This window comes from Janthinobacterium sp. Mn2066 (assembly GCF_049319705.1).
Classification (GTDB): domain Bacteria; phylum Pseudomonadota; class Gammaproteobacteria; order Burkholderiales; family Burkholderiaceae_D; genus Janthinobacterium.
In genome coordinates this window covers 68,731-92,307 of record NZ_JBMOUF010000003.1, presented here as the reverse complement: position 1 = coordinate 92,307, position 23,577 = coordinate 68,731, and the positions used below count along the sequence as shown (strand labels likewise).

General features: G+C 60.5%; 23 protein-coding genes. 11 read left to right on the top strand and 12 right to left on the bottom strand.

Translation table 11 applies throughout. The annotated features are described in order from the left end of the window. The first annotated feature begins 35 nt into the window (after window positions 1-35). On the top strand, window positions 36-1,577 hold the full coding sequence (gene nagZ, locus ACL9RI_RS06720; protein WP_422725814.1) for a beta-N-acetylhexosaminidase: 1,542 nt from the start codon (window positions 36-38) through the stop codon (window positions 1,575-1,577). 65 nt (window positions 1,578-1,642) lie between these two features. Here nagZ and ACL9RI_RS06715 read toward each other — a convergent pair whose 3' ends face one another. Next, window positions 1,643-1,804, bottom strand: a complete 162-nt coding sequence (locus tag ACL9RI_RS06715; protein ID WP_422725813.1) for a hypothetical protein — start codon at window positions 1,802-1,804, stop codon at window positions 1,643-1,645. Window positions 1,805-1,886: 82 nt separating this feature from the next. After that, a complete protein-coding gene (locus ACL9RI_RS06710; protein ID WP_422725812.1) occupies window positions 1,887-2,201 on the bottom strand; it encodes a hypothetical protein in 315 nt (104 codons plus the stop codon). Between the two features lie 235 nt (window positions 2,202-2,436). On the opposite strand from ACL9RI_RS06710, the gene ACL9RI_RS06705 reads away from it, so the two are divergent. Continuing rightward, window positions 2,437-3,042 carry a TetR/AcrR family transcriptional regulator gene (locus ACL9RI_RS06705; protein ID WP_422725811.1) on the top strand — a complete coding sequence of 202 codons (606 nt, stop codon included), beginning with the start codon at window positions 2,437-2,439 and terminating at the stop codon, window positions 3,040-3,042. Between the two features lie 6 nt (window positions 3,043-3,048). Here ACL9RI_RS06705 and ACL9RI_RS06700 read toward each other — a convergent pair whose 3' ends face one another. Genes ACL9RI_RS06700 through ACL9RI_RS06690 form a run of 3 tightly spaced genes read right to left on the bottom strand, consistent with a single transcriptional unit; the run spans window position 3,049 to window position 5,522 of the window. Further along, complete coding sequence (locus tag ACL9RI_RS06700; RefSeq protein ID WP_422725810.1) at window positions 3,049-3,324, bottom strand: hypothetical protein; 276 nt, start codon at window positions 3,322-3,324, stop codon at window positions 3,049-3,051. A gap of 9 nt (window positions 3,325-3,333) precedes the next feature. Then, window positions 3,334-5,235, bottom strand: coding sequence for a ferrous iron transporter B (gene feoB / locus ACL9RI_RS06695; RefSeq protein WP_422725809.1), 1,902 nt, complete (start codon window positions 5,233-5,235; stop codon window positions 3,334-3,336). A 2-nt stretch (window positions 5,236-5,237) separates the two neighbouring features. Next, the gene (locus tag ACL9RI_RS06690; RefSeq protein ID WP_422725808.1) at window positions 5,238-5,522 is read right to left on the bottom strand and encodes a FeoA family protein; all 285 of its coding nucleotides are present in this window, start codon (window positions 5,520-5,522) and stop codon (window positions 5,238-5,240) included. 403 nt (window positions 5,523-5,925) lie between these two features. Here ACL9RI_RS06690 and ACL9RI_RS06685 point away from each other — a divergent pair, with 403 nt between their 5' ends. Next, entirely contained in the window at window positions 5,926-6,141 is a 216-nt protein-coding gene (locus ACL9RI_RS06685) for a (2Fe-2S)-binding protein (RefSeq protein WP_422725807.1), read from the top strand. Between the two features lie 18 nt (window positions 6,142-6,159). Continuing rightward, complete coding sequence (locus tag ACL9RI_RS06680; RefSeq protein ID WP_422725806.1) at window positions 6,160-6,861, top strand: energy transducer TonB; 702 nt, start codon at window positions 6,160-6,162, stop codon at window positions 6,859-6,861. Window positions 6,862-7,072: 211 nt separating this feature from the next. Here ACL9RI_RS06680 and ACL9RI_RS06675 read toward each other — a convergent pair whose 3' ends face one another. Then, a complete protein-coding gene (locus ACL9RI_RS06675; protein ID WP_422725805.1) occupies window positions 7,073-7,753 on the bottom strand; it encodes a Fe2+-dependent dioxygenase in 681 nt (226 codons plus the stop codon). Between the two features lie 417 nt (window positions 7,754-8,170). On the opposite strand from ACL9RI_RS06675, the gene bfr reads away from it, so the two are divergent. Continuing rightward, the gene (gene bfr, locus ACL9RI_RS06670; protein ID WP_300759783.1) at window positions 8,171-8,647 is read left to right on the top strand and encodes a bacterioferritin; all 477 of its coding nucleotides are present in this window, start codon (window positions 8,171-8,173) and stop codon (window positions 8,645-8,647) included. Between the two features lie 50 nt (window positions 8,648-8,697). Here bfr and ACL9RI_RS06665 read toward each other — a convergent pair whose 3' ends face one another. From ACL9RI_RS06665 to ACL9RI_RS06645, 5 genes are all read right to left on the bottom strand, one after another. Then, window positions 8,698-10,035, bottom strand: a complete 1,338-nt coding sequence (locus tag ACL9RI_RS06665; RefSeq protein ID WP_422725804.1) for an MFS transporter — start codon at window positions 10,033-10,035, stop codon at window positions 8,698-8,700. Window positions 10,036-10,162: 127 nt separating this feature from the next. Further along, window positions 10,163-12,034, bottom strand: a complete 1,872-nt coding sequence (locus ACL9RI_RS06660; RefSeq protein ID WP_422725803.1) for an alpha-amylase family protein — start codon at window positions 12,032-12,034, stop codon at window positions 10,163-10,165. Between the two features lie 39 nt (window positions 12,035-12,073). Next, the gene (locus ACL9RI_RS06655; protein WP_422725802.1) at window positions 12,074-14,422 is read right to left on the bottom strand and encodes a TonB-dependent receptor domain-containing protein; all 2,349 of its coding nucleotides are present in this window, start codon (window positions 14,420-14,422) and stop codon (window positions 12,074-12,076) included. Window positions 14,423-14,716: 294 nt separating this feature from the next. Further along, complete coding sequence (locus ACL9RI_RS06650; protein WP_422725801.1) at window positions 14,717-15,751, bottom strand: LacI family DNA-binding transcriptional regulator; 1,035 nt, start codon at window positions 15,749-15,751, stop codon at window positions 14,717-14,719. A gap of 25 nt (window positions 15,752-15,776) precedes the next feature. After that, a complete protein-coding gene (locus tag ACL9RI_RS06645) occupies window positions 15,777-16,391 on the bottom strand; it encodes a glutathione S-transferase family protein (RefSeq protein WP_422725800.1) in 615 nt (204 codons plus the stop codon). A gap of 225 nt (window positions 16,392-16,616) precedes the next feature. Between ACL9RI_RS06645 and purB the strand changes: the two genes are divergently transcribed. The 6 genes from purB (at window position 16,617) to ACL9RI_RS06615 (ending at window position 22,925) form a co-directional block, all read left to right on the top strand. Further along, window positions 16,617-17,996: an adenylosuccinate lyase gene (gene purB / locus ACL9RI_RS06640; RefSeq protein WP_422725799.1), complete on the top strand. Its 1,380-nt coding sequence runs from the start codon at window positions 16,617-16,619 to the stop codon at window positions 17,994-17,996. Between the two features lie 188 nt (window positions 17,997-18,184). Continuing rightward, window positions 18,185-18,709, top strand: a complete 525-nt coding sequence (locus ACL9RI_RS06635; RefSeq protein WP_422725798.1) for a cytochrome b — start codon at window positions 18,185-18,187, stop codon at window positions 18,707-18,709. Window positions 18,710-18,763: 54 nt separating this feature from the next. Beyond that, a complete protein-coding gene (locus tag ACL9RI_RS06630) occupies window positions 18,764-19,318 on the top strand; it encodes a YceI family protein (RefSeq protein WP_422725797.1) in 555 nt (184 codons plus the stop codon). Window positions 19,319-19,462: 144 nt separating this feature from the next. Then, on the top strand, window positions 19,463-20,035 hold the full coding sequence (locus ACL9RI_RS06625; protein WP_422725796.1) for a YceI family protein: 573 nt from the start codon (window positions 19,463-19,465) through the stop codon (window positions 20,033-20,035). A gap of 168 nt (window positions 20,036-20,203) precedes the next feature. After that, complete coding sequence (locus ACL9RI_RS06620; protein WP_422725795.1) at window positions 20,204-20,473, top strand: GlsB/YeaQ/YmgE family stress response membrane protein; 270 nt, start codon at window positions 20,204-20,206, stop codon at window positions 20,471-20,473. A gap of 298 nt (window positions 20,474-20,771) precedes the next feature. Continuing rightward, window positions 20,772-22,925 (top strand): S46 family peptidase, encoded by a 2,154-nt coding sequence (locus tag ACL9RI_RS06615; protein WP_422725794.1) that lies wholly within the window; start codon window positions 20,772-20,774, stop codon window positions 22,923-22,925. A gap of 80 nt (window positions 22,926-23,005) precedes the next feature. Here the strand turns inward: ACL9RI_RS06615 and ACL9RI_RS06610 are convergent, their stop codons facing one another. After that, a complete protein-coding gene (locus tag ACL9RI_RS06610) occupies window positions 23,006-23,563 on the bottom strand; it encodes a hypothetical protein (RefSeq protein ID WP_422725793.1) in 558 nt (185 codons plus the stop codon). Window positions 23,564-23,577 lie beyond the last annotated feature (14 nt).

The window sequence follows — 23,577 nt, the reverse complement described above, 5'->3', positions numbered from 1 at the left end:
TCGATAGCATAAAACATAGACGGAGGAGCAGTAACATGGAGCAGGAGTTGCGGGAAAAGGTAGGACAGTTATTCATGGTGGGCTTCGACGCCCTGCAGGCGAACGACCATATCAAGGCCCTGATACGACAAAAGAAAGTGGGCGGTGTGATCCTGTTCCGCCGCAACGTGCACACGCCGGCGCAGGTATCAAGCCTGTGCCGCGAACTGCAGGAAATCAATGCGGAAGTGTCCGACACGCCGCTGCTCATTTCCATCGACCAGGAAGGCGGCATGGTGATGCGCATCGAACAGGGCGTCACGCCGATTCCGGCCGCGATGGCCTTCCAGGCGGCCGGTTCCGTCGCAGACTGTGAACGCATGAACCGCGTCAGCGGCGACGAGATGCGCCAGATCGGCATCAACATGCTGCTCGCGCCCGTGCTCGACGTAAACAACAACCGGTTGAACCCCGTGATCGGCGTGCGCGCCTATGGCGAAGACGCCGCCACCGTCATCGAATACGGCACGGCCGCCATGCGCGGCCAGCGCGCCAGCGGGATTGCCGTGACGGCCAAGCACTTCCCCGGCCACGGCGACACGGCCGTCGACACGCACTACGCGATGGCCCTGGTGCCGCACGATAAGGAACGTTTGCACGCGGTGGAACTGGCGCCGTTCCGCGCGGCGATTGCCGGCGGCGTCGACGCCATCATGACTGCGCACGTAGTCTTCCCTGCCTTCGAAGCCGACACCAGCGTGCCGGCCACCTTGTCGAAGGCCGTGCTGACGGATCTGCTGCGCGGCGAAATGGGCTACCGGGGCGTGGTGATTTCGGACTGCCTGGAAATGGCCGCCATCTCGGAAGGCATCGGCATTCCGAAGGGCGCGATTGCCACCTTGCAGGCGGGCGCCGACATCGTCCTCATTTCGCACCGTGAAGAACAGCAGCACGCCGCCATCGAGGCCGTGCTGCAAGCGGTGGAAAAGGGCGAGATCGAGATCGCCCGCATCGATGAGGCGCTGGCGCGCATCGCTGAACTCAAGCGCGTGCAGGCAGTGCAGGACTGGCGCGAACGCCCGGTGGCGCCACCGGCGCTGATGCAGCCGGAAGCGATGGCCCTGTCACACAAACTGCAAAAGGCGGCGCTGCGCGTGCAAGGTACTTTCCGGGCACTGGACGCCAGCCAGCCCGTCACCCTGCTGACGGTGGAAGTGCGTTCGCGCAGCGAAATCGATGAGGTGGCGCTGGGCCGCAACAAGGAAGCGCGCAGCTCCATGCTGCCGGCGCTGCTGGAAGCGGGACTGGACGTGCGCGAATATGCGCTGTCGGCCGAAGCGCTGGACGATGAAGTCGATGCCGCCATCGCCTTCGCCCAGGGCGCGCAGCAAATCGTGCTGCAGACGTACAATGCCATGTTCGTCGACGGCCAGCGCCGCCTGGTGGGCGCCCTGCCGCACGACAAACTGTGGCTGGTGGCGGGCCGCCTGCCCTACGACCTGGACCTGGCGCCCGACGCACAGGGCCGTTTGGCGTCGTTCGGCTGCCGTCCGGCCGCGCTGGCGCCGGTGGTGGAAAAACTGGCTGGCAAGGCATAAGCCATCTTGCTTGCAGGCGTAAAAAAACCCGCAACTGCGGGTTTTTTTATGTGCCGGACCGGGATTCAGCGCTGCGCTACGGCCGGCAAGGTCGCCACCGCCAGCAAGGCGAACGGCCCCAGGAACAGGCCGATGCCGAACCACACGCCGCCGCGCCGGCCACGCCATGTGGCCAGCAGCCAGGTGGCAATCGCAAACAGAAACATGAACGTCAGTAGTATCGCCATTGCCACTCCTTGTCAGATGCGTCAGATGCGGAAGTACCCAGTGTAGCGCAGGCAGCCGCTCGTGGCTACCCGCCAGCCCCCATCATCCATGCCATTGCGACGATAGGCGCACCTTGCCAAAGTGGCGCGACAGATATCCGCCCATGGCGAGGAAGCCGAGCAGGAGGCAGAGTGATGCGGGGCTGATGGCCGCCGGCATGCCTTGATGAGCCAGCAGAAGTCCGCCAGCCACGCCATTGGCCGTGCCCCAGATAAAATTGAGCAGCGGTGATGAACGCCCGACGCCCCTGGGCGTGGCGAAGGGCGTGGGAAACCATTCGCCTCTCAGCCCGCTTGCCAGGTGCGGGATGCAATTGCAGAGTAATGCTCCGGTCAACAACAGTGCGATGTAGTGCATGCAGTACCTCTGTCAGAGTAAGAAAAACAGGTCATAACGGCAATCCAGTTATGCGAGGATATATTCGCATAACTGGATTGTAGAGGATATCCTCGCATATCTCAACCGAACTTTATTAGTTGCATGGCGTACACCCGTCTTTCCGCTGCTTTCGCTATGCTGCAAAATATGAGAGGATCATCTCTCATATTTACAACTACCTTTCGCGTTGCACGCGCAGCGCACCTTCCGACTTATGCCAAATTTACCAGTCACGGGCGCGCAAGCGCCAAAAAGACAGCGCGGTCATCTGCGCGTCGCCGCCATCATCGAGGCGGGCGCCGACATATTCATGGAAAAAGGGTTTGAGGGCGCGACGATGACCGAGATCGCAGCGCGCTCGGGAACGGCCATCGGCTCGCTGTACCGCTTCTTTCCGTCCAAAGAATCACTGGCCGATGCGCTGCTGCTGCAGTACACGCAGCAGGTCATCAGCGGTTTGGCTGAACTGGAACAAACAGTATCGGGCATGGGCACCGATGGCGTGGCCGATGCATTGGTGGATTTCATGCTTGCGCTGCAGTCGCAGCGCAGCTTTGCCATTAGCCTGGTGGAGGAGCGCGGCGGGCGCGAGGAAGGCCGGCTTCAATTTCGCGCCGCCATGCGCGATGGCATGGCGGCAATACTGCGCAAGGCGCTGCACGGCCTGACGCCGGCGAAATCGAAGGTCGCGGCAGTCGTCGTCCTGCATCTTCTCAAGGGGATCACGACTGCCAGCGATGAAAAACCCGCCATGCGCAGGATGCTGCTGGCGGAGATACGTGCATTGGTGCGCCTCTACCTGGTATCAGCGCACCCCTGAAGGCGACTAGCGCTGCACGTGCATCATGATGACGCGCTTGGTGCTGCCATCGGCGGGCGGCGTGTTCGCCGGCGGTTCAGGCGTATCGCAGGAACCGCAGGAACCGCAACCGCTGCCGCAGCCTGGCGCGACCTTGAAGAGGTTCGACATCTTCGCCTCATCGAGACCGCAGCGCACCAGGCCACGCACGATGGCGCGGCGCACGCCGGCCGGCAGATACTTGGTTGAAAAATGTAGCATGGCGGCTGCGACGATCAGGGCGACGATAATGGTTTGCCACATAATTAGCTCCTAGGCTCCGAACATGAGGGCGACGCGGTAGGTAATGAAGGACGCGCCGTAGGCCAGCGCAAACATATAGCCGGCCATGATCAGTGGATAACGCCAGCCGCCCGTTTCACGCTTGACCACCGACAAGGTCGACAGACACTGTGGCGCAAACACATACCAGGCCAGCAGCGACAAGGCGGTGGACAGTGGCCACGATTGGGAAATCAAGGGGCTCAGTGCGGTGGCCAGCGAATCGCCCGTTTGCGACAGCGCATACACGGTGCCCAGGGCGCCGACCGCCACTTCGCGCGCGGCCATGCCCGGCACCAGCGCAATGCAGATCTGCCAGTTGAAACCGATAGGCGCAAAGATCACTTCCAGGCCACGGCCCAGGATACCTGCCATGCTGTAGTAGATAGGCGGATGGGTGGCGTGGTCCGGCGGACCAGGGAAGGTGCTGAGGAACCACAGGATGATCATCAGGGTCAGGATGATGGTACCGACGCGCGTCAGGAAGATCTTGGCGCGCTCCCACAGGCTCACGGCCAGGTTGCGCAGATGCGGCCAGTGATAGCTTGGCAGTTCCAGCAACAGCGCCTGCTTGCCGCCGGTGCCCATGCCGCGCTTCATGATCCAGGCCACGGCCATGGCCGACACGATGCCGGCGAAGTACAAGGTAAACAGCACCAGGCCTTGCAGGCTGAGGAAACCCCACACCTGGCGTTCCGGAATGAAGGCGGCAATGATCAGGGCATACACGGGCAGGCGCGCCGAACACGTCATCAAGGGCGCAATCATGATGGTGACCAGGCGGTCGCGCGGGTTCTGGATGGTGCGCGCCGCCATCACGCCGGGAATCGCGCAGGCAAAGCTCGACAGCAGCGGAATGAAGGCGCGGCCGGACAAGCCCACGCCGCCCATCATGCGGTCCAGCAAAAAGGCCGCGCGCGGCAGGTAGCCGCAGTCTTCGAGGCTAAGAATAAAGAAGAACAGGATCAGGATTTGCGGCAGGAATACCAGCACGCTGCCGGCGCCGCCGATCACGCCTTCGACCAGCAAGCTTTTCAGGTAACCGTCAGGCATATGTGCCGTCAGCAGGGCGCCCAGCTGGCCCATGCCGTCGGTGATCATGTCCATCGGCGTGGTGGCCCAGGTAAACACGGCCTGGAAGATCAGGAACATCAGCACGGCCAGGATGATCGGGCCGAACACCGGGTGCAGCACCACATTGTCGATTTTTTCCGTCAGGTTGCCGCTGTCGCGCACGTCATTGCTGACGATGGACAGGATGCGGCGCACTTCGCGCTGCGTTTCTTCGACCGGCACGGCGTCGATCGCCGACAGCGGCTTGGCGTCCACCTGCGGCAAAGGCAGCATGGCGTCGATCGCTGCGAGCAGGGCCTTTTCACCATCGTGCTGCACCGCGACCGTCTCGACCACGGGCATGCCCAGTTCCTGGGACAGGCGGGCCGCGTCGATCACCATGCCGCGCTTGCGCGCCACGTCGGTCATGTTCAGCGACAGCAGCATCGGCAGGCCCAGGCGCTGGACTTCCAGCACCAGGCGCAGGTTCAGGCGCAAATTGGTGGCGTCGACCACGCAGATGATGGCGTCGGGACGGGGGTCGCCCTTGCGCATGCCACCGACCACGTCGCGCGTGATCGCTTCATCGGGGGTGGTGGCGGACAGGCTGTAAGCGCCCGGCAAGTCGAGTACGCGCACCGGCTTGCCGGCGGGCGAAGTGAAATGGCCTTCCTTGCGTTCGATGGTCACGCCGGCGTAGTTCGCCACTTTCTGGCGCGCGCCTGTCAAACGGTTGAACAGGGCAGTCTTGCCGCAGTTCGGATTGCCCAGCAGGGCGATTTGTGGATGCTGCGGCGACTTCTGTACACCTGATCCTACGCTAGTTTCTACGGCACCCATATTTATTCCGGTTGAATCGACGGTTGAATCGTAATCAGCGCGGCCTCGAAGCGGCGCAGGGCGAAGGTGGCATTACCGACCTTGATGGCCAGCGGATCGCCGCCGGGAATGCCGCGCTTGAGCATGCGGATATGCTCGCCGGGAACGAATCCCAGCTCCATCAAGCGCCGGGCCAGGTCGACGCCGCCCTCCATCTGGTCTGCCGCGAACGGCGTGATATGTAACACGGTGCCGCTCTGGCCGACTGCCAGCGCATCGAGCGTCATCAGGGGTGGAACTTGAGTCATGGGCAATTCCGTTCATAGAGAGGGGTATTCCATCGCCTGTTGTGGTGTTGTGGAATACCGACAACCGGGCCAACGCGGAAGTATGCAGGGGGCGACCGTGCAAAACAATACCAGCATTATAAACATGAATGCGAATTGTTTTTATTTGGCGGCAGGATCGCCATTTCATAGGAGAAATCCCTTGTAAGCCTGCAAACATGCGGTGTCGGCCCCGGTTCCCTGTCGCCCGCCGGGGCCCGCTTTTGAACGTACGTTTCATCAAATCGCTTGCAAAGTTCCGTTCTTTGCGCGACAATTAAACGTAATGATAATGATTCTCATTAAAATGAGAACAAAAACAAGAATGCCGTCCAGTAAGAATTATTTCTACCGTGTAGGTTTTATCTAGCCAGAAGGTGCATCAATGATTGTATGTGTCTGCAACAACATATCTGATCGTGAAATCCGTCAAGCCGTCGATCTGGGCCTGTCCACCATGGCCGAATTGCGGCGTGACCTGGGCGTGGCCACCTGCTGTGGCAAATGCCATACCTGTGCGCGGGAAGTGCTCAAAGAGCATCTGGATGCGACTGCCGTGCTGCGCGAAACAGTCATTTCGCGCGCCGTACTGACCACTTAACAGAAAGCGATGAACGCCATGACGATGATGCCACCACCTGTAACGGTGCAGGCTGTGCAACAATTTGCCACCTTCGACAAGAAGCGCAGCAAAATGGTGCCGCTGACGGCGATCCTCGTCCTGCATATCGCCGGTTTCTACGCGATTCAAAGCGGCCTGCTGAGCCGCGTGGTGAGTGCGGCCATACCGACCATCACCACCGTCAGCATCGTTGCGCCACCGGCGCCGCCGAAACCGCCCGCACCTGCCGTACCGAAAACCGTGGAGCTGAGCGCTCCGACACCCAAGGCGATTATTCCGCCGCTGCCATTGATCGCCGTGGCGCCGACCGAGCCGACCATCACGCCACCGCAGCCAACACGCTCCGAAGCGGCGCCGGTTGCCACCACCGCACCGGCCGCGCCATCGACACCGGCGCCTTCGCCGCCAGCACCGGCGACGCCGCGCACCGTCAGCAGCGTGGAGTACATCAAGCCGCCGCAACTGATCTACCCGAATCTGTCGCGCCGCCTGGGCGAGAGCGGCACCGTGGTACTGCGCGTGCTGATCAATGAAAAAGGCTTGCCCGAGCAAATCCTGATCCACAAATCGACCGGCTACAACAACCTCGATGAAGCGGGCCGCCAGGCTGCGCAACGCGCGCTGTTCAAGCCGATGATAGAAAACGGCAAGGCCGTTCCCGTGTACGTATTGCTGCCCCTGACCTTCCAGCTCAGCTAGCCCGCAAGCGCCGCCACCAGCCCTGGTGGCCCAACCGCCCAGCCAGCCCGCAAGCATCGCAACTTGTTGCCCTGCTTGCTTTTTTGCGCCCTGTTTTTTTCACTGTTTCTGTCAAGCGATTTGCTTGTTTCAAGTCTGCCAGCCTACATCCCCGGGCCCGGCAGACTTTTTTTTGCATGCGCATTTGAGCGCACGCCCCGCCCGTTTCACCTTATAACTCGGCCCACATGCGTAAAAGATTGTGGTAATGGCCGGTCAGCCCCACCGTCGCTTCCGAATCGCCATGGGCGCCGCGCACTTGCTGGATATTCTGGTCCAGCTCAAACAGCATCGAGCGTTTCCAGTCATCGCGCACCATGCTCTGGGTCCACAGGAAAGAGCAGATGCGTTCACCGCTGGTGACGGGCAGCACCTTGTGCACGCTGCTGGACGGATAGACGATCAGATCGCCGGCCGGCAGCTTGACTTCATGCGTGCCATACGAGTCCACCACCACCAGTTCACCTCCTTCATATTCATCGGGTTCGCTGAGGAACAGGGTCGACGAGACATCGGCGCGCATCGATTGCATGCCGCCTTTCGGCGTGCGGATGGCGCCATCGATATGCAAGCCATAATGCTCGCCGCCCGCGTAGCTGTTGAAGAATGGCGGCAGGATGCGCAGCGGCAGCACGGCGGCGAAAAACAGCGGATTATTCATCAGGGTGCGGCTGACGATTTCCCCCAGTTCCAGCGCCAGCGGCGAGCCTTCCGCCAGCTGGCGGTTGCGCTTGACCTGCGCCCCTTGCGCTCCCACGCTGGCGCGGCCATCGACCCAGTCCGTCTGCGCCAGGCGCTGGCGAAATTGCGTCACCTGCTCTGGCGTCAATACGCCAGGAATATGCAGCATCATCTTGCTATCCTTTGTAGAAACATCGCCCTGTGATTATCGCATTCGAGGGGGGCTGCGAACACGGGAAAGGGCAAGAAAATGCTCACGGTTCGCATTTGCCATTGCCAGCGATGACACAAAAAAGTTGCCATCAAGTTGCCATAAACGCAAATGAGAATATCCCTCATTTTCTTTAACAAATTTAAATTGGTGAAATGTGGCCAATTACTTGAGAATGGGTTTTATTCGCACGTTATTTACGTTAAAAAGACGGAAAATCGTCGTTTTAGATCAAAAACGCGCAAGATTTTGCGTTATCATGCGGGCATAGCGAAACCGGTGCACGATGCGCCGCCAGGCAGCCCATGCGCCACCCAGCAGCGGCCGCCACAGCAGCCGGTTTCATCATCGAACGCAGCACAGAACAAAGGAAATGCCATGAAGGGCGATAAAGAAGTCATCCGCTTGCTCAACGCACAGCTCACCAACGAACTGTCCGCCATCAATCAGTACTTCCTGCATGCACGCATGTACAAGCACTGGGGCCTGGAAAAACTGGGCAAGAAAGAATACGAAGAATCGATCGGCGAAATGAAACACGCCGACAAGCTGATCGACCGCATCCTGATGCTCGACGGCCTGCCTAACCTGCAAGCGCTGCACAAGCTGCTGATCGGTGAAAACACGCCGGAAATGCTGGAATGCGACCTGAAACTGGAACGCGCTGCGCACGCCACCGTCAAGGAAGGCATCGCCACCTGCGAAAAAGCGGGCGACTATGTGTCGCGCGACCTGTTCCTGATGATCCTGGAAGACACGGAAGAGCATATCGACTGGCTGGAAACGCAGATCGACCTGATCGCCAAGATCGGCATCCAGAACTACCTGCAAAGCCAGATGGCTGTCGAGGAATAATCCTCGCGCCTGTCAGACGCGCAGAAAAAACCGGCTCAATGCCGGTTTTTTTACGCCTGCCGCGCTGCCGCCTTCAGCTTGACGAACAGCACGGTCACGGCCGCGCACAGCAGCAGCGCGCCCGCCAGGCGGATCACGTTTTCCGGATTGCCGCCCAGCCAGCTGTGGTAATACAGCGGCAAGGTAAAAATCTGGATGATCATCGGGATCACGATGAACATATTGAAGATGCCCATGTAGACTCCCGTACGCTCGGGCGGAATGCTGCCGGCCAGCATGATGTAGGGATTGCCCATGATGCTGGCCCACGCCAGGCCGATGCCTACCATCGGCAGCAACAGCAGCGCCTCGCTATGGATCAAGGGCAGGCACAGCATGCCGATGCCGGCCGCTGTCAGGCACACGCTGTGCATGATCTTCGGGCCGAAGCGGCGCGTAAATGGCACCAGCGCAAAGGCCGCAATAAAGGCGATGAAGTTATAGAACGCGCCCACCTGCCCCGTCAGCAAGCCCGCATCGCGAAAGCCCTGCGAAGCCGGATCGGTGGTGTGGAACATGGTGGTCGACAGCGACAGGGTGATGTACTGCCAATAGCAGAACAGCGCATACCACTGGAACAATTTCACCACCGCCAGCTGCTTCATGGTGGGCGGCATTTCACGCACGGCCAGCACGATATCGCCCAGCATATGGCGCCAGCCCGGCGGCCGCGCGCGGATCTCTTGCAGCTCTTCCGGCGTCAACGGGTGTTCCGGCGCCGTCTTCAAGGTCCACAGCACCGAGGCGATGGAAAAGAAGGCGCCGATCATGAAGGCGACGATCACGATATGCGGGATATGGCTGCTGTTGACGGCATCCTTGTTCATGCCGAACAAGACCAATAACGATGGCGTCAGGTAGGCCAGCGTCTGCCCCAGCCCCGTGAACGCGCTCTGGGTCAGGAAGCCGATCGAGTGCTGTTTTTTATCGAGCTTGTCGCTGACGAAAGCGCGGTACGGCTCCATCGTCACGTTATTGGCCGCGTCGAGTATCCACAACAGGCTGGCCGCCATCCACAGGGTCGGGCTGAAGGGCATGGCCAGCAGGCCGAGGCTGCACAGGATGGCGCCGATCAAAAAGTACGGCGTGCGCCGGCCCCAGCGCGTCACGGTGCGGTCGCTCATGGCGCCGATGATCGGCTGCACCAGCAGCCCCGTCATGGGACCGGCCAGCCACAGATACGGCAGGCTGGCCGCATCGGCGCCCAGGTAGTTGTAGATCGGGCTCATGCTGCTTTGCTGCAGGCCAAAGCTGAACTGGATGCCGAAGAATCCGATGTTCATATTGACGATCTGCCAGAACGACAGATGCGGTTTGTGCAGCGTCGTCGTATATCCCTTGGCGCTCATATATTTTCCCAATAATTATCGACACCTAATAAAACCGTAGCGAGCGGATGAGAGTTACGGCTGAGAAGCGGAGCTGTGCGCATGCACAGTGAGCATCGCAGGCCGTAAATCGCGACGCGCAGTAGGTTTAATTAGGTGTTTCAGAGAGACGCTCAAGCCACAGCATAGCCCATGGTGGCAAGCTCGCCTTGCCGGCCAGTTCTGTGCCGGTGACACCATCGCGCCAGCGGCCTGCGGGCAAGTCGCACGCCACGCTGTCACCGCTGAAATTGCTCAGGTTCAGAAAATCCGGGCCACGCATCAGCGCCAGCACGGCGCCATCACGGGAAGGCAGCAAGGTACGCGGCGCATCGGCGGCCAGCGCATCGTGCCGGCTGCGCAAGGCGATCAACTGGCGCAGGCCTGAAAACAGCCGTCCCGTGACGCTGTCCCTGTCGTGGCGCAAGGCCAGCAGACTGTCGTCAAACGGCGGGCGCTGCAGCCAGCGGCTATCCATCGCCCGGTCGGGCCGCTGGATATAGGCATAGTCATTCGTCATGCCCAGTTCATCGCCCATGTACAGCATCGGCAAGGCGCCGAAGCTGAGGGCCAGGCCGTGCAGCAGCAACAGGCGGCGCAGCGCCAGCTCGGTCTGCTGCGTATCGGCTGCGCTTTCCAGGCCGCTCAAGGAGGCGGCCATGCCATTGCTGCCATGCGCCTTGTCGACGCTGCTGCTCTGGAAGGCGTCGCCGCGCGCATAACTGCCGTTGGCGCCCGCGAAAAAACCGGCGATGCGCGCCAGCCGCGCCGGGCCATCGGCACCCGCTTCATTCAACAGCACGTTCCAGCCGATGTCGTCATGGCAGCGCACATAACTGAGCCAGCATGCCGATGGCGGCAACGGCGGCGTGGCTTGCACCACTGCCCGCAGCAGCGCCGTATTCTGCTCGGCCAGCGCGCCCCAGCCCGCCGCCATCAGGCTGCTGTGGTAGGCGATATGGCATTCGGGCGCCGCGTCGCTGCCAAAATACGCGGGCAATTTCGGCGTGGCGACGATGGCTTCCGCCTTCATCAGCACGCCAGGCGCCACGATGTCGACGATGGCGCGCATGGCTTGCAGCAGCCAATGCGCTTCCGGCTGGTTCATGCAATCGGTCCCCTCGCGCTTCCACAAGAAGGCGGTGGAGTCGAGACGGAACACTTCCACGCCCCGGTTGGCCAGGCCCAGCATGGCTGATACCATCGCGGTAAACACGGCCGGATTGGCGTAGTTCAAGTCCCATTGATACGGATAAAACGTGGTCCAGACCCAGCGCTGCAAGGCAGCATCAAACGTGAAATTACCGGGCGCGGCCTGCGGGAAGATTTGCCCCAAGGTCGCTTCGTAGCGGTCCGGCATGCCGCGGTCCGGGAAGGTATGGAAAAATTCGCGCAGCAGCGGATCCCCATTTTTTGCGCCCAGCGCCCACGCATGGTCGTCGGCCACGTGGTTCAGGATCAGGTCCGAGCACAGGCTGATGCCCGACGCACGCAATTGCGCCGTGAGGGACTCCAGGTCGGCATTGCTGCCCAGGTCAGGATCGACTTCATCGAAACTGGCCACCGCAAAACCGCCATCGCTTTCACCGGCGCGCGGCCGCAGGAATGGCAGCAGATGCAGATACGTCACCCCCAGTTCACGCAAGTGTGGGATGCGCTCCGCCACGCCATTCAGGCTGCCGCCAAAGCGCTGCACATAACTGCTGTAGCCCAGCATGGCCTGGTTGGCAAACCAGTCCGGCTTGAGTAGCCGTTCGGCGTCCAGCTGCAGCAGCGCCGCCGGACGGGCCGCATGCAGCCGGCCCAGGTTTTCCATCAGGTCGCAAAACCAGGGCAGGAAATCGCGGCGGCCACCGTACAGCCGCGCCAGGCGTTCGAACAGCACGGACTCATGCCGTGTGTAGCGGCGCGCCGCCTCGGCGCGCAACTCGGCAGGCAAGGGTTCCAGCAAACGCTCAAGCGGCGTCAGGTCAGACATCATAAGTGCGATCCAGTGTAGAACGGGTTTTTAAAACAGTTTTTAAAACGTATATTTCAGGCTGACCTTGGCGGAACGGCCCGTGATCGAACGGGCCGCATGGCCATCGCTTTCCACTTCCGTGTAGCCGATCTTGTCGAGCAGATTGTTGGCGCTCAGCGAGACCTGGGTTTGCGGCGTGAGCTGGTAATTGATGAAGGCGTTCAGTACCTGGTAAGCGGGCAGGATGATGGTGTGCGCATCGTCGCCCCACGATTTACCCGTGCCGATATAAGTGGCGCCAAAGGTGGCCTTACCCATTTCATAGGTCGGCGCCAGCTGGTACACCACCGGCGCCTGGCGGCGTGGGCTGTTGCCGATTACCGATTCATCACCAGGGGCCGTGCCCGTAATGCGCGCATGGGTGTAGGTCAGGCCGCCCGTGATGTGGAAGGCGCCGGCGCTGTATGCCGTTTCCAGTTCCACGCCCTTGGCGTCGTAATCGTTGGCAGTGCTGATCTGGGTGGTCGCCTCGTAGTTGCTTTCCTTGGTTTTCGCCTGGAACACGGTCACGAAGGCGCTGACCGGACCCTGGCGCCATTTCACGCCGCCTTCGATTTGCTTGACGGTGTTGATGTTGACGGGCGCGCTGCCGTCGAGCGGCGTGCCGAACAGGATGCGGTCGGCATTGAAGGCCACGCCTTCGCTGACGCGGGCAAACACGGCCAAGTTTTTCTGCAGTTGGTAATTGCCGCCCACCGAATACGAGGTGTGGTTGAGCGAGTAATCGACGCGCTCCACCGTGCCTGGCTGATACTGCAAAGCGCCGCTGGCATTGGCAGTGGCGATATTGGCCGTGCCGCTGGCGCGCTGGCGGTCCTGGCGCACGCTGGCGTCGAAGTTCAGCGGGCCGCTTTCCCAGCCCAGGTTCAGGTAGGGCGAGGTGGTCTTGTAATCGACATCGATGGCGCGCGAGCAGCAGGCGCCAAACGCCGGGCCTTCCAGGCCTGGCGTGGCGCTGGCCGTTTGCAGCAGCGCAGGTTTATCGCCCGTCGCCTGCATCAGGTACTGGTTGAAGTTCCAGGTCAGGCCCAGTTTTTGATCAGACAGATACAGGCCGGCGGTGGTGGTCAGCTTGCCGCCGCTGAGTTCAAACGTCTTGGCCAGCTTGGTGTCGCTCAGGGTATTGCCCACCTTGTCGATCGAGGTGTTGAACACCACGGCGGAAAACGCGCGGCCATTGTAGGCCTGGCCCGCATTGGGCCCGCTGGCGAAAATATAATTGCCGACCTGGCCGTTATCGCCGGCGAAGACGCCCGTGAAGCGGCCCGAGTTTTGCGAGGTGCGGAAGTTTTCGCTGAGCTTCCAGCCATTGCCCAGGTTGAACGACGATTCCAGGCCGATCGAATCGCTGCGCACGCGCAGGCCATCGTTGACATTGGTGGCGCTATGGCTGTTGTCCTTGTTCAGCACCACGTCCGGTACCCAGTACGGCGAATAGAAGCTGGCCGTGCGCGGGTCGATGCCGGGAATGGTGGAAATCTGGCCATTCGTCACTTGCACGGGAACCGGCAACGCAGTCGGCGATTTGTCATCGAGGTGCTTGAACGAGACGCGCACAAAACCATTGTCGAATTCATGCGTGATGTTGCCGCGCACCTGGCCGCCGTCTTCGCTGTTGACGCCCGTATGGCGGATGCCTTCGCCGGTACGGTAGGAGCCGCCGATGAAGTAGCGCGTGCGGTCGGAAATCTGGCCGCCATAATCGAAGTCGACGCGCGTTTCATCGTAACCCACGCCACGGCTGATGCCGATGCTGCCGCCTTTATCTTCGCCATTCTTGCTGATGAAGTTGATGATGCCGCCCGGCGAGTTGGTGGCCAGGGTCGAGGCGGCGCCACCGCGCACCACTTCCAGGTGGTCGAGCGTGCCGTCGATCTTGACGAAGCTGTCGGGCGTGGCGAAATTGAAGTCGCCAAATTGCAGCACCGGCAAGCCGTCTTCCTGCATTTGCACGTAGCGCGAACCGCCGGCGGAAATCGGCAAGCCGCGCACGGTAATGTTGGCATTGCCCTCGCCGCCCGACGATTCGGCGCGCAAGCCTGGCACCGCGCGCAAGACTTCCGCCGCGCTGGTAGGCGCGTTATTGAGGATGGTGTCGAGCTCCATGGTGCTGACCGAGTTACTCGACTTCATTTTCGACGCCCCCACGGCAGTGCCGGTGACGACCACGCGCTCCAGGTTCAGGCCATCGGTCGGTGTGGTGGGGGCAGCTGGCGTGGCTGCGGGTGCGGCAGCGGGTTTGGCAGATTCTGTATCGGTGGTTTGCTGCGCCTGCGCGGCGCCCATCTGCAGCATCGCGACTGCGACGGCCGCAGCCATGCAGCCCAATTTGGCAATACGTGTGTCCATCTTTGTCTCCGGTGTTGTGCGTGGCTGCATCGGGGCAGCCCCTGTTATTAGTCCAGTCCGCTACGCAGCAGGCGCAAACGCTGGACAGGTACGCCATTATTCATCGAATGAAAATTTATTGCAATCGATTGCATATAAGCGCCGCAACATGGGATTTGCGTTGTTTTTACGCAAAATCGAGCAGATTCACCTAGGGGAAATGAGCGCCATTGCTGGAAATGGCAAGATTTTCATGTTGCGGCGCAACATGAAATATCAGAAAAAATTGAGGGTTATTGCAATCGGTTGCAGCGATTACATTGTGCTCGATGCACGTACCATGAGTTCGGTCGGCAATTGCTGCGAGACCAGTGGCGCGCCATCGACCAGCGCCAGCAGGGATGACACCAGCGCCCGCCCCGCCGCGCGCATCGGCTGGCGCACGGTGCTCAGGGGCGGGTGAAAATACGCGGCCAGTTCGATATCGTCGTAGCCGACCACGGCCACCTGTTCCGGCACCGACAGGCCCTGCTGGCGCAAGGCGCTGATGGCGCTCATCGCCAGCAAATCGCTGCAGGCAAAGATGGCGTCGAAGGCCAGGCCCCGCTCGGTCAATTGCTGCACCGCCAGCGCGCCGCCCTGCGGCAGGAAGGAACCGGCCACGTACAAATCTCCATCGCGCGCGACGCCGTGCGCGGCCAGCGCTTGCAGATAACCCTGGTGGCGCTGCGCCACCTCAGGCAGGTTGATGTCGCCAAAGAAGGCGATGCGGCGGCGGCCTTGCGCCAGCAGATGGTCGGTGGCCAGCCGGCCGCCGGCCACGTTGTCGCCACCGACCGTGCAATACAGCTGCTGCGGCAGCTGCGCGCCCCAGACAACGATCGGCACCTGGCGCGCCGCCAGCTGGTTCAACTGGTCATGGTGGCGCCACTGGCCGATCAGGATGATGCCGATCACGCGCCCGCTGTCGAAGGACTGCGCCGCCGCATCCAGCGTTTCCGCATCCACGCGGGAAATGAGCATGTCGAAACCCTGCTCGGTCAGCGCATCGGCCAGGCTGCCCAGCATGCCGAGGAAAAACGGGTCGGACAGATGCTGGCGCGTGGCTGCGTCATACGGCACCACCACGCCCACCGTGCGGTTTTGTTTCAGGCGCAGGTTTTGCGCGCCGATATTGATCGAGTAATTGAGCGAGCGCGCCAGCTCCATCACGCGCGTGCGGGTTTCTTGATTGACCAGCGGACTACCGCTCAGGGCGCGCGAGACGGTCGACGTCGACACGCCGGCCAGGCGCGCAATGTCGGCCATTTGCAGGCGCTGCTGCGCCTTGGTATCGGTGCTTTTTTGCATGGAGAGGGGGCTGGTGCGCGACCGCTTACTGCGGCAGCGTGTCCTTGAACGACGGGCGCTCGGACAGTTTGTCGAACAGGCGCGCCAGGCCCGGATGGTCGCTGCGCCAGTCGATCTCGGGAAAGCGGAAGCTGATCCATCCCAGTGCGCAGCCCACGGCCACGTCGCCCAGGGTGTAGTTCTTGCCGGCGCAATACGCGTGTTCGCCCAGGCGCTGCTCCATCGCGGCCAGGCCCAGGGTCACCTTGCTCAGCTGGCGTTCTATCCATTCCGCACTCTGCTGTTCGGGCGGACGCAAGGTGCGCTCCAGGCGTGCCAATATGCCGGCGTCCATGATGCCGTCGGCCAGCGCTTCCCAGGACTTGATCTCGGCCCGTTCACGGCCATTGCCGCCAGCCGGCAGCAGCTTGCACACGGGCGTGAGCGTGTCGAGGTATTCGACGATCACGCGCGAATCGATGAGCGCGCTGCCATCTTCCATCACCAGGCAGGGCACCTTGCCTAGCGGATTGGCCAGGGCGATGCGCGTTTCGGGCACCCAGACGTTTTCCAGCTCGAATACATAGTCGAGCTTTTTCTCTGCCAGCACGATGCGGACTTTGCGGACATACGGGCTGGGAAGGGAACCGATCAGTTTCATGGGCACTTTATGATGAAGGAGCAACTATCAGTATAGCATCGGGGGAGTCGGCATTTTGGCGCGCAGCGCCCCATGATGGGTCCAAAAGCCGCAGGCGGCAGGCTGGCACGCTGCCAGCGGTGGTAAAATCTCGCTTTATCGTGGCGCCGCCTGCATCGCAGCATCGCTATATCAGTGCCCCTGCGCACCACAGACCAACCGTTTCTTTAACTTGCGTCCGCTCTCATGACTTCTACTACTCCGTACTCCACGCTGTCGGCCCTGTCTCCGCTCGACGGCCGCTACGCCGGCAAGACCGATTCGCTGCGCCCGATCCTGTCCGAAGCCGGTTTCATGCACCACCGCGTCAAAGTGGAAATCTCCTGGCTGCAAGCGCTGTCCTTGGCCGGTTTCGCTGAAATCAAGCCTTTTTCGGCAGAAGCCAACGCCCTGCTCGACAAGATGGCGGCCGAGTTCTCGGAAGCGGACGCGGCCCGCATCAAGGCGATCGAAGCGGTCACCAACCATGACGTCAAGGCCGTCGAATACTGGTTGAAAGAACAAGTGGCGGACGTGCCGGAACTGGTGGCCGCCTCCGAATTCATCCATTTCGCCTGCACCTCGGAAGACATCAACAACACCTCGCACGGCATGATGCTCAAGGCGGCGCGCGATGGCGTGATGCTGCCGGCGCTGCAAGGCGTGATCGCCAAGCTGACGCAGATCGCGCACGACAATGCCGACGTGCCGATGCTGTCGCGCACCCATGGCCAGACGGCCAGCCCGACCACCCTGGGCAAGGAATTTGCGAACGTGGTGGCCCGCTTGCAGCGCGCCGTGAAACGCATCGAACAAGTGGAAATCCTGGGCAAGATGAATGGCGCGGTCGGCAATTACAACGCGCATCTGTCCGCCTACCCGCACTTCGACTGGCCGGCGTTTTCGAAAGCCGTCATCGAACAGCGCCTGGGTCTGGTGTTCAACCCGTACACGATCCAGATCGAACCGCACGACTACATGGCCGAGCTGTTCGACGCCTTCGCGCGCGCCAACACCATCCTGCTGGACTTGAACCGCGATATCTGGACCTATGTCTCGCTGGGCTACTTCAAGCAAAAACTGAAAGCGGGCGAAATCGGCTCGTCGACCATGCCGCACAAGGTCAACCCGATCGACTTTGAAAACTCGGAAGGCAACCTGGGCCTGGCCAACGCCGTGCTGAAACACCTGTCGGAAAAACTGCCGGTGTCGCGTCTGCAGCGCGACCTGACCGATTCGACCGTGCTGCGCAATATCGGCGTGGGCCTCGGCTACACCCTGCTGGCCTACGACAGCTGCCTGCGCGGCCTGAACAAGCTGGAAGTGAACCACGCGCGCCTGGCGCAAGACCTGGACGCCACCTGGGAAGTGCTGGCCGAGCCGGTACAGACGGTGATGCGCCGCTACGGCATCGAAAATCCTTACGAACAGCTTAAAGAGCTGACCCGCGGCAAGGGTATTTCGAAGGAAGCGCTGCAGGAATTCGTCAACGGCCTGGCGATTCCGCAAGACGCCAAAGAGGTGCTGCTGACCATGACGCCAGCGAACTATATCGGTATCGCTGCCCAGCTGGCCAAGGCGATCTAAGGCAATCCTAGCCACAGTCTGTACTACCCGTATCCACGCAGTTTTATACCGCCGGGCAACATTTTTTGTTGCCCGGCGTTTTACTTTCAGTCTTTCTTGTAGAATCTCCAGCACGCAGCGCAATTTGCTTTTCTTTGGTATATTAGGCCGAATTAGTCCTAACACGTACTATTTCAAGAGAGCCACCGATGCAACGCTACACCACCACTGCCATCATCCTGCACTGGCTGACCGCCCTGCTCATCATCAGCGCGTTCACCCTGGGCCTGGTCATGACCGACATTCCGGGCCTGACTCCCGCGAAACTGAAATACTTTTCCTGGCATAAATGGCTAGGCGTAACGGTGCTGGCGATTGCTGCCATCCGCTTGCTGTGGCGCAAAGCCAACGTGCCGCCACCGCACCCGGCCAGCATGGCTACCTGGCAAAAGAAAGCGGCCGATGGCATGCACATCCTGCTGTATATCCTGATCTTCGCCGTGCCTGTCTCCGGTTATCTGTACACCCTGGCTGCCGGCGTGCCCGTGGTGTACCTGGGTCTGTTCCAGTTGCCTGTCTTCATGGGACCGAACCCGGAGCTTAAGCCCCTGTTAAAAGAAATCCATTATGTTCTTAACATGACGATGGCTGCTGCCGTGGCCGCTCACGTACTGGCCGCGCTCAAGCACCAGTTCATCGACCGCGACGGCGTGCTCAAGCGCATGCTGCCGTAATCCTTAATAATCCCAGCCCCCACTCTTGCTTACTGACTACCCAGGAAACTCACGATGAAACTCACCCATAAAGTCGCACTGGCCTCCCTGATGGGCCTGTCCCTCGCCGCCACCGCCGCCACCCTGCTGAAAGCCGATACGACCAAGAGCAGCGTATCGGCCACCTTCAAGCAAATGAATGTACCGGTGGAAGCGAAGTTCAAGAAATTTACCGCCGCCATCGATTACAACCCGGCCACGCCGGACGCCTCGAAGGCCACGGTAGAGATCGAAACGGCCAGCATCGATATCGGCGATCCGGAATACAACAAGGAAGTGGCGAAGAAAGAATGGTTCAATGCCGCCCAGTTCCCGAAAGCCACCTTTGTCTCGAGCAGCATCAAGGCTGCCGGCGCCGGCAAGCTGACGGTGACGGGCAAGCTCAATATCAAGGGCAAGGCCACCGACGTGACCTTCCCGCTGAGCGTAAAAGCCGATGGCGGCAAATACACGTTTGACGGCGTGCTGCCGATCAAGCGCCTGACCTACAACATCGGTGAAGGCGAGTGGAAAGACACCAGCATGGTCGCCGACGAGGTAACCATCAAATTCCACGTTGTAACTCAGTAAGACTTGCGCATTTAGACTTGATCCACCGTCCATGACGGCGCCTGGCCGTACGTTCGTACTGCCTGCGGCAAGGCGCCTTGTCCTGAACGCTTTTCAAGACTTACTTATTTTCAGACCCAAAAACTGTTCAATCCTAGGATATCCATGAAATTCAAGCACTTGATGATCGCCATGCTGGCAGCCGCCAGCGCGGGTTCGGCCATGGCCGCCGATACGTATAACATCGACCCGACCCACACTTATCCCAGCTTCGAAGCGGACCACGGCGGCATGTCTTTCTGGCGCGGCAAGTTCGACAAGACCAAGGGCACCGTCACGCTGGACCGCGCCGCCAAGACGGGTAGCCTGGACATCGTGATCGATGCCAACTCCATCGATTTCGGCCTCGAAGCGATGAACGCGCACGCGAAAAAAGCGGAAATGTTCAACGTCGAAAAATTCCCTGAAATCACGTACAAGAGCAAATCGTTCAAATTCAACGGCGATCAATTGACCGAAGTCGATGGCGAACTGACCTTGCTGGGTGTCACCAAGCCCGTGACGTTGACGCTGGACCGTTTCAAATGCGCGGTCAATCCACGCTTCAAGCGCGAAGTGTGCGGCGCCAATGCAACGGCCCAATTCAAGCGCAGCGACTTTGGCCTGAACTACGGCATGCCGGCGTTCTCGCCGGAAGTCAAACTGGCAATTCAGGTAGAAGCCATCAAGGCAGACTAGTTTTTACCTGCTTGCTGTATCAAAGCCCGCCTCGCTGCCCGCAGCCAGGCGGGCTTTTTTTGCCGCATTTCCCTATCGTGCGGCATCAATATCAAATCACTACCAGACTAGCATCGGTATCAGCGTTTTCACCATTGTCCTCATCTTCACCATCCCTCGGAGGAGTATATGAACTTCATTATCTGGATCGTCATCGGCGGTGTGATCGGCTGGCTAGCCAGCATGGTCATGAAAACCGATGCGCAACAAGGCATCTTCCTCAATATCGTGGTCGGCATCGTGGGCGCCTTCCTGGGCGGCTGGCTACTGGCGCCATTGTTTGGCACGGGCACCATCAATAACGATAATTTCAGCCTGTCTTCACTGCTGGTCTCCTTCCTGGGCGCCGTCATCTTGCTGGGCATCGTGAACCTTTTACGCCGCGGCAAACTTCGCTAAGTCCCCATTTCCCTGAAACAAGCCGGGCCTTCCTCAGTCCCGGCTTTTTTATTACTCCCAAGGAAGTTGTCTGGACAATACCACAGCCACCACAAGGAAAAATGCGCCCTGGCGGGGCATTACTGCCTAGGAAAAAGGCACAATCATTATCTATTTGATACCAATATTTCCTGTGCCATACGGAAAATGTGATTGACTAGTCACGATTCGGTGGGGATACTCTATGTCGCCCGCTGACTTTTATCACCGGGCAACACGCTGATTCCGACTTCCCTACACGTAAAAGAACAGAACTCGAATGAAAAAATCTCTGATTGCGCTCGCTATCCTGAGCAACTTCGCACACGCCGACGAAGGCATGTGGATGCCACAACAGCTGCCACAAGTAGCCAAGGAATTGAAAGCGGCCGGCCTGAAACTGGACCCGGCTACCCTGACCAAGCTGACCGAATTCCCGATGGGCGCGATCGTCAGCCTGGGCGGCTGCTCGGCATCGTTCGTCTCGCCGGAAGGCCTGGTTGCCACCAATCACCATTGCGTCTACAACAGCGTGGCCGTCAATTCGACCAAGGAACACGATTACCTGGCCAATGGCTTCCTGGCAAAAACCTACGCTGAAGAATTGCCAGCCGCGCCGGGCAGCCGCATCTTCGTGACCACGGCCGTGACCAATGTCAGCGACAAGATCATCACCGCCGACGTGGCAAAACTGCAAGGCAAGGCACGCATCGACGCGATCGAGAAAAACCAGAAGTCCCTGGTCGCCGAATGCGAAAAAGATGCCGGCTTCCGCTGCACCGTGTCGGCCTACTACGGCGGCCTGGAGTTCTACCTGATCAAGCAACTGGAAATCCGCGACGTGCGCCTGGTGCACGCGCCGCCAGCGGGCGTGGGCAAATTCGGTGGCGACACCGATAACTGGATGTGGCCACGCCACACGGGCGACTACGGTTTCTACCGCGCCTACGTCAGCAAAGACGGCAAAGCGGCCGACTACAGCAAGGACAACGTTCCCTACCACCCGAAACACGTGCTGAAACTGGCCAAGGATGGCTTGAAAGAAGGCGACTTCGTGATGGCGCTGGGCTACCCGGGCCGCACCAACCGTCACCGCCTGCCATCGGAAGTGGCGTTCACGTTTGACTGGAACTACCCGGCATTCGTGAAAGCATCGGGCGAAACGCTGGCCATCATCGCGCGTGAAACCAAAGACAACAAGGACGTTGCCCTGAAATACGCAGGTCAAGTGGCTGGCGTGAACAACTACTACAAAAACCGCCAGGGCATGATCGATTCCTACGCGGGTAGCGACTTCCTGGCACGCAAGACCAAGGAACATGAAGAGCTGAAAGCCTGGGTCAACGCCAATCCGGCACGCAAGGCGGAATACGCGAACGATATCGAGCAAGTGGAAAAACTGATCGCCGAGCGCGATGCGGACACCAAGCGCGATTTCTTCCTGGGCTACTCGCAACCGCGCCTGCTGAGCACGGCACGCAGCCTGTACCGCCTGGCCAACGAAAGCACCAAACCGGATGCAGAACGCAAGTCCGGCTACCAGACGCGCGACCTGCCACGCCTGACGTCGAGCATCACGTCGGTTGAGCGCACCTACGATGAAAAAGTCGACAAGGCGCTGGTACTGAACAGCCTGGCCAAGTACGCCGCCGAGCCAGCAGCACAACGCCGCGCCAGCTTCGACGCCGCCATCGGCATCAAGGATGGCATGTCGCAAGCCGACCTGGCCGCTGCGCTGGACAAACTGTATGCCGGCAGCAAACTGGGCGACAAGGAAGAACGCGCAGCGTGGCTGAAACGCACGCCAGCCGAATTCCAGGCCAGCCATGACACCTTCATCCAGGCGGCCGTTGCCCTGTACCCTGATTCGCTGAAAAACGAAGCGGAAGAGGAAGAACTGGCCGGCAAGATCCAGCAAACCTACGCCAACTACATGAAAGCAAAAATCGCCTACATGAAGAGCAAGGGCCAAGCCGTCTACCCTGACGCCAACAGCACCCTGCGCGTGACCTTCGGCCGTGTTGCCAGCCGCGACCATGGCGCCGATGGCACCACCTGGACCGCATTTACCACCGTCAATGGCGTCGTGGCAAAAGCCACCGGCGAAGGCGAGTTTAATGCACCAGCGAAACAACTGGCAGCGATCAAGGCCAAGGACTTCGGTAAATACGTCGATCCGAAGCTGAAAACCGTGCCAGTCGACTACCTGGCGACGCTGGACATCACCGGTGGCAATTCCGGTTCGGCAGCGCTGAACGCCAAAGGCGAATTCATCGGCCTGGCATTCGACGGCACCCTGGACTCGATCATTTCCGACTGGGACTACAACAAGGCCAACACGCGTTCGATCCAGGTCGACCTGCGCTACATCCTGTGGAACATGAAACACGTCGATCACGCAGACAATCTGCTGAAAGAAATGGGCGTCGAGTAATTGCCTGATAACAATAACAACAAGCCCGGCAACGGGCGGTTGTAAGCTGAGCCACTCCTGCGGGAGTGGCTTTTTTTCGTCTATCGCCTTACTTTGCTGAATAGATACGGCGCCGCCTGCTCCCGGCCAAACACCTGCAACTTGGCAGTGCCCAGCGGCAGCATCACCCGCGTTTCTTCTTGCAACAGCAAGGCCAGGTCGGCGCCCGGATAATGCTGCGCCAGCAAGCCGTGTTCATGCCGTGCCAGGCTGCTGGCCGGTATCACGATGCGATAATCCCCGGCGCCAAAATCGAGCAGCAAGGCTGCCGGCCCGCCGGCTGCCAGCCCCGGCAGCGCAGTAATGCGCAGCCGCGTGCCATCCTTGGCCAGCTCAACTGCCGCCCACACGGGCAAATCGCGCTGCAGTTTGCCGGCCTGAACCCTGGCCGCCTGCGTGCGGCTGGCCGACAGCAGGCGCACATCGGCAGCCGTATCGGCTTGCGCGCCGTCGAGTGCCAGCAACCAGCCCCGGTAGCGTATCAAGGCCCCGTCCGCCACCGCCACGACGCTGCCGCCTTCGGACCGGAGTGGCGGCGCCGCGCTGGCGGCCGCTGCCAGCATGCTGGCGCACAAGATCATTGCCGCTTTGCTCCACATGGCGTCTCCCTGGA

Excerpts from the sequence above, each read along its gene's own strand:
- ACL9RI_RS06690 (WP_422725808.1), bottom strand. The coding sequence starts at position 5,522 with ATGACTCAAGTTCCACCCCTGATGACGCTCGATGCGCTGGCAGTCGGC.
- ACL9RI_RS06705 (WP_422725811.1), top strand. The coding sequence starts at position 2,437 with ATGCCAAATTTACCAGTCACGGGCGCGCAAGCGCCAAAAAGACAGCGC.
- ACL9RI_RS06675 (WP_422725805.1), bottom strand. The coding sequence starts at position 7,753 with ATGATGCTGCATATTCCTGGCGTATTGACGCCAGAGCAGGTGACGCAA.
- ACL9RI_RS06710 (WP_422725812.1), bottom strand. The coding sequence starts at position 2,201 with ATGCACTACATCGCACTGTTGTTGACCGGAGCATTACTCTGCAATTGC.
- bfr (WP_300759783.1), top strand. The coding sequence starts at position 8,171 with ATGAAGGGCGATAAAGAAGTCATCCGCTTGCTCAACGCACAGCTCACC.
- ACL9RI_RS06610 (WP_422725793.1), bottom strand. The coding sequence starts at position 23,563 with ATGTGGAGCAAAGCGGCAATGATCTTGTGCGCCAGCATGCTGGCAGCG.
- ACL9RI_RS06650 (WP_422725801.1), bottom strand. The coding sequence starts at position 15,751 with ATGCAAAAAAGCACCGATACCAAGGCGCAGCAGCGCCTGCAAATGGCC.
- ACL9RI_RS06680 (WP_422725806.1), top strand. The coding sequence starts at position 6,160 with ATGACGATGATGCCACCACCTGTAACGGTGCAGGCTGTGCAACAATTT.
- ACL9RI_RS06635 (WP_422725798.1), top strand. The coding sequence starts at position 18,185 with ATGCAACGCTACACCACCACTGCCATCATCCTGCACTGGCTGACCGCC.
- ACL9RI_RS06620 (WP_422725795.1), top strand. The coding sequence starts at position 20,204 with ATGAACTTCATTATCTGGATCGTCATCGGCGGTGTGATCGGCTGGCTA.
- feoB (WP_422725809.1), bottom strand. The coding sequence starts at position 5,235 with ATGGGTGCCGTAGAAACTAGCGTAGGATCAGGTGTACAGAAGTCGCCG.
- ACL9RI_RS06660 (WP_422725803.1), bottom strand. The coding sequence starts at position 12,034 with ATGATGTCTGACCTGACGCCGCTTGAGCGTTTGCTGGAACCCTTGCCT.
- ACL9RI_RS06685 (WP_422725807.1), top strand. The coding sequence starts at position 5,926 with ATGATTGTATGTGTCTGCAACAACATATCTGATCGTGAAATCCGTCAA.
- ACL9RI_RS06715 (WP_422725813.1), bottom strand. The coding sequence starts at position 1,804 with ATGGCGATACTACTGACGTTCATGTTTCTGTTTGCGATTGCCACCTGG.
- ACL9RI_RS06615 (WP_422725794.1), top strand. The coding sequence starts at position 20,772 with ATGAAAAAATCTCTGATTGCGCTCGCTATCCTGAGCAACTTCGCACAC.
- ACL9RI_RS06645 (WP_422725800.1), bottom strand. The coding sequence starts at position 16,391 with ATGAAACTGATCGGTTCCCTTCCCAGCCCGTATGTCCGCAAAGTCCGC.
- ACL9RI_RS06625 (WP_422725796.1), top strand. The coding sequence starts at position 19,463 with ATGAAATTCAAGCACTTGATGATCGCCATGCTGGCAGCCGCCAGCGCG.
- ACL9RI_RS06700 (WP_422725810.1), bottom strand. The coding sequence starts at position 3,324 with ATGTGGCAAACCATTATCGTCGCCCTGATCGTCGCAGCCGCCATGCTA.
- ACL9RI_RS06655 (WP_422725802.1), bottom strand. The coding sequence starts at position 14,422 with ATGGACACACGTATTGCCAAATTGGGCTGCATGGCTGCGGCCGTCGCA.
- nagZ (WP_422725814.1), top strand. The coding sequence starts at position 36 with ATGGAGCAGGAGTTGCGGGAAAAGGTAGGACAGTTATTCATGGTGGGC.
- ACL9RI_RS06665 (WP_422725804.1), bottom strand. The coding sequence starts at position 10,035 with ATGAGCGCCAAGGGATATACGACGACGCTGCACAAACCGCATCTGTCG.
- purB (WP_422725799.1), top strand. The coding sequence starts at position 16,617 with ATGACTTCTACTACTCCGTACTCCACGCTGTCGGCCCTGTCTCCGCTC.
- ACL9RI_RS06630 (WP_422725797.1), top strand. The coding sequence starts at position 18,764 with ATGAAACTCACCCATAAAGTCGCACTGGCCTCCCTGATGGGCCTGTCC.